Source organism: Psychromonas sp. MB-3u-54 (assembly GCF_002836415.1).
Taxonomy (GTDB): Bacteria; Pseudomonadota; Gammaproteobacteria; order Enterobacterales; family Psychromonadaceae; genus Psychromonas.
Genome location: NZ_PJBP01000004.1, coordinates 1 through 4711, shown reverse-complemented (window position 1 = coordinate 4711; position 4711 = coordinate 1). Strand labels below are relative to the sequence as shown.

The 4711-nt window shown below is 37.2% G+C and carries 5 protein-coding genes, 1 tRNA gene and 1 rRNA gene; all 7 read right to left on the bottom strand.

Features of this window, described 5'->3' with window-relative positions; genetic code table 11:
- The coding region (locus tag CXF72_RS00120) for a hypothetical protein (RefSeq protein WP_157823144.1) at positions 1-779 on the bottom strand (779 nt) is incomplete at its 3' end.
- The gene (locus CXF72_RS00115) at positions 773-1822 is read right to left on the bottom strand and encodes a hypothetical protein (protein WP_101036025.1); all 1050 of its coding nucleotides are present in this window, start codon (positions 1820-1822) and stop codon (positions 773-775) included. The genes CXF72_RS00115 and CXF72_RS00120, both read right to left, overlap by 7 nt.
- Complete coding sequence (locus CXF72_RS00110) at positions 1819-2064, bottom strand: helix-turn-helix transcriptional regulator (RefSeq protein ID WP_101036024.1); 246 nt, start codon at positions 2062-2064, stop codon at positions 1819-1821. The genes CXF72_RS00115 and CXF72_RS00110 overlap by 4 nt, the downstream gene beginning before the upstream one ends.
- A gap of 144 nt (positions 2065-2208) precedes the next feature.
- A complete protein-coding gene (locus CXF72_RS00105; RefSeq protein ID WP_101036023.1) occupies positions 2209-2961 on the bottom strand; it encodes a hypothetical protein in 753 nt (250 codons plus the stop codon).
- 1 nt (position 2962) lies between these two features.
- Positions 2963-4198 (bottom strand): tyrosine-type recombinase/integrase, encoded by a 1236-nt coding sequence (locus CXF72_RS00100; RefSeq protein WP_101036022.1) that lies wholly within the window; start codon positions 4196-4198, stop codon positions 2963-2965.
- Between the two features lie 174 nt (positions 4199-4372).
- Positions 4373-4448, bottom strand: a tRNA-Thr gene (locus CXF72_RS00095).
- 8 nt (positions 4449-4456) lie between these two features.
- Positions 4457-4572: ribosomal RNA gene (rrf, locus tag CXF72_RS00090) — 5S ribosomal RNA — on the bottom strand.
- Between the last annotated feature and the right edge of the window lie 139 nt (positions 4573-4711).

The window sequence follows — 4711 nt, the reverse complement described above, 5'->3', positions numbered from 1 at the left end:
GCTTGTAGCGGTGCTGGTTTCCCTTCCATAATAGACTCTACCAATTTAACCGTAACATCTACGACTAAACCGCTTTCTTTCATGGCATTCATTAGAAAACCTTTTCCCCAATCCGTCGTTGCATGTAACCATAAAAAGGCTTTTTTTCTGTCTGGTGCAAAACGTGACGCTAGAACAAGCTTTAAAAATTCATCTAGCAACGGGAAATGAATTTTATAATCATCGATCACTAGGCTATTTATTGGATTATTAACATTAAATGGAACATGAGTTCTTATTATTCGGTACTCCCCATCACCTTTATATTTTAAGCTAGCTTGTTTAGCGAACATATCAACACGATTATCAGCAATTGTAATATGTTGGGATACTCGCAGTTCATCGAGTACCGACATAATGCCAAGATTCCTAATTTTATTTTTATCTTCTTCCTTCTCACCTGAGATTAATAACTCTAATTCTTCTTTATTTAGAATTGATCCACATGTTCTAGCATAGAATTTAACTACATCATTTTGTCTATAAGGAATGAATTCACCATCGTTAGTGATGGTATAGTATCGGGCATTTTTATCATCGTAAGCGATGCTTTTTAATGCCTGTAAAATCGCATGGCAATTGATAATTGTGCCGCTTATCTCACCTTTATTAATCTCGGTAAGCTTTGCCTTTATAGAATTATAAGCAATACGTTCCTTACCTTTTAATAACTCAGGTGGGTACTCAATTTTGGTTTTAATTAGCTCTGGTGGAGCTGTCACTAAATCAATTTCTAACATGATTTAACCTCCATTTCCCTAGTTATCTGGAGGTTTTGCTTGTTCACAGCATACTCACGCTTATTATGTTTATCAATATACGGAAAGTAAGCCTCAGCTATCTCTCTTAAGGCCTTTTTTTTATCATTACCGTATTGACTAATCATGAGAAAATCGAATTTATCTAATGATTGCCCATCAAATCCGTCAGTAGTTGAATGAGAATAGAGGCGTTCTTTGCCATCAGTATTTGAAGTAAGTATTACACCAGCAGCCGCTCCGCTTTTACTGTTCGGAGATAACCATCGTAAACCAACTTTTTTAAATCCTGCAGATGAAAGAAGCATATCCCAACTAAATGAGCTGTTAACCATGCAGATAATTGATACTTGATTACCCACTATTTCCTGCTTCTGCATTGGCTTATTAGCTGCTGCTAGTGATTGTTCTTGTAATGCTAACAGTTCTTTATCTAGGTTTTTTTTGTGTTCTGAAGCACCTTTATACAATTGAGTTGTTTGATCGGATAGATCTAACGGCTGACCACTTCTAATTCTCACCTCGTATAATTCAGACTTAAAAGGTAAATACATCACTTGGTTTGGTCGTGTTGCACAATCATCTGCTTCAAAGTCGTAAGATAAGTAAGTTTGTATTAATGACCATGTGTCAAAATCAACACCATTTTTGATCTCAATATAGACACGAAAACGGTTTTTATTATTGCCTTGCCTATGAGAAGCCGTCGTATGGATAATGTATGACTGAATGGATAATGTTGATAAGCTGTGCTGAACATCATCAATAGAATAATCAATATCATCAAGATCAAGCCGTAACAAGGTGAAGTTATTGTGTGCTAATACTTCTAGTTTTGTTTTAGCTGATCCATCATGAGCACCAATAACCGCGGAGTTAGTTTTAGCTTCTTTTGCTGTTCTAAAGTCTGTTGCAGGTAAATCAGAGCAAAGGCTAATAAGCTCTTTCCATGTTATATAGGTAAAGTCTTTGGTTTGCATTACGGTGACAGCTTTGAGAAATTTAACTTCTGTATTATTAATCATTGGAAGTCACCATTTCGCTTGGCTAATAACTCTTGGACTAATTCTTTAATTTGAGGATCAGATTTTCCTTGCACTCTAGCTAACAAAACTGCATCTAATTCATGTTGGAGATACCCAACAGCACGACTACCTAATGAAATGGGTTTCGGCATTAATCCCTGATTAATTTGAGAGAATAAAGTCGACTTACTGAAAGCAAATTGCTTCAAAAGATTGGGCTGCTTGACGATTATAATATTCATAATAACTCCGTATAGTTTGTTTAAGTACGAAGCGGATTATTGAACTGTTTTTGAAGAAATTATAGTCTATTGCCAATGAACCAATAAGGTACTTTAAAGTAACCACTAACCTCAAAAGCACTGAAGTAATTAGAGAATTTGGTTCTAACCCACTCTATTAAATAATTCTTGCCATATTCCTAATTTACCTGATTGTGGACTTCCAAAATTATGATTTTTAGGAGCTGATACTTTAATAATTGAATCAATCAGCTTAGGTACATATTTTTCCTCTATTCCTTTTAAATTATATATTCCAATTACATCAATAATATATTTTTCAATCTCCTTTTTGCTCGGGTTTTTCATTCCAGCAGGCAAATCTTTCCAGGAGTGATCATAAACTTTTAATGCCAAGTTTAAATAATTGTCCATATCCTTATCAAAAACAGGGTTTTCATTAGTCGAATGAATTTCACTTTCATCTTCTAACAAATAACTTTCTGTTGGATCAAATATTATGGATTTATCTGGATCATACTCTTGGAACCATATAGCAATGCTTTCCAATGTCATTTCAATATTATTAGTATTATTTCCTACGCTTGAGCTGTGTAATATTTTTATAACACTAGTTTGTTCAGGAAGAGGGACATCATTATTTTTAGCGACAATATAATCACAAGCAATCAGAACATGATCTAACAATGCTTTTTCTAGGAGAATTGCCTTATCATTTGAATTTAATAGCGAAATGGAAGCGTTGTTATATCCTTCTATTGCAGCACACTCGGCTAGATCTTTAAATACTTCAGCTTTATACATCGAAAACGAGTTATATCGATCCTCCAACCCTGACGCAATCAAGGTTACCTCTGAAGCTGTTAACCCTTCTCTTTTTAAATGTATTAATGCCATACTAAACCACCTTTAAAATTTTTGTGTTAGTCATATTGAAACGACCATATGTAGCCTCTTCTATGTGTGTGCTCCACCACTGCATTATTTTGATGCGCTGATTTAAGTAAGTTGAATGGTTATAAGACTGGCTTACTGAATTACCTACTTTGTGCGATAAACACGCTTCTGAGGCTTCATAGCTGAAACCTTGATCACTTAACATTGTGCGAGCTAAACCACGTAAACCGTGTGCGGTCTGTTTTCCTTGGTATCCCAGACGCTTTAACGCCATGTTGGCACTGGCTTTATTTGCGTGTGAATTCGGATCTCTATCGGCTGGGAAAATATAAGGTGAGTTACCACTAAGCGGTTTAATTGCGTCAAGTATTGCCAATGTTTGCTCTGTTAATGGAATTTTATGTTCAACGCCTGTTTTCATTCGTTCGGCTCGAATAGTCCAAAGGTTATTATCTAAATCAATCTCTGACCATTGCGCCAAAGCGGTTTCCGCTGGTCGTGTCATGGTGTGCATCTGCCAAAGGATAAGCCAGCGTGTTACCTTTTTAATATTTGCCGTAGTAATTGCATTTAATAATTCGGGGAGCTGTTCAGGTTTGATATGAGGGTTATTAGTGGCTTTATTCGCCATAAATACCTCTTTGATGCCAGCCAACGAATTGGAATGAATAATTCCATGGTTAACGGCATAACGCATTATTTGGTTAAGGTATTGGCAAACTCTGGCAATCACTTCTAAATTGCCTTTGGCTTCAATGGGTCTAAGTGCAGTAATAACTTGCGGGGCAGTAATGGCCGTGATCGGTTGCTTACCGATAGCAGGGAAAATATGATTTATCAGGGTATTTGAGATGGTTTTATAGGTGCCCTCTTTTACTTCTGAGGCTTTCAGTTTGAGCCAATCATTAGCCACCATTTCAAAAGAATGCTTAAGAATAGCCTGTTTAGCTTTTAACCCACCATCCCGATGTTCTTTTGGATCAATTCCATCTGCTAATAGCTCTCGTGCTGCAACGGTTTTAGCTCTGGCTTTTGCTAAAGATAAATCAGGGTATTTGCCGAGACTTAAATTTGATCGTTTTCTGCTGATGGGTCGGTAGTAATTAAACAACCATAATTTAGAGCCTGTGGGCTTAACTCTTAGCGCCAAGCCATTGCCATCGTAGAGATGATATTCTTTCTCTTGAGGTTTTGCTTTCTTAATTTGGGTGTCTGTTAGGGGGGTTGTTTTAGCCATATTGGTAACATCGCCTTTAGTAACATTCCAGTGATACCGACAGTGTTACCTAAAACGCTGGATTGTGCAAGACGTTAAAAAACGCTATAAGACTATGAAATGGGCTTAGTTACTTGTTTTTAGTGGGGTTTTGTAAGGGTTTTGGAGTGTAAAATACTTTAAAAAAGGAAGTTATGGTGCTGATAGGCGGATTCGAACCGCCGACCTCACCCTTACCAAGGGTGCGCTCTACCAACTGAGCCATATCAGCAAAAGGGGATCTGATGATGACCTACTCTCACATGGGGAGACCCCACACTACCATCGGCGCAACTGCGTTTCACTGCTGAGTTCGGAATGGGATCAGGTGGTACCACAGCGCTATTGTCATCAGAAAAAAAATCTTAAAATTATTATAATTATAAATTAGAAAACCCCAGTTTATAACTGAGGTTTCTATTCTTCAAAAGAATTAGGCGCTTGGCGATGACCTACTCTCACATGGGGAGACCCCACACTACCATCGGCGCAATT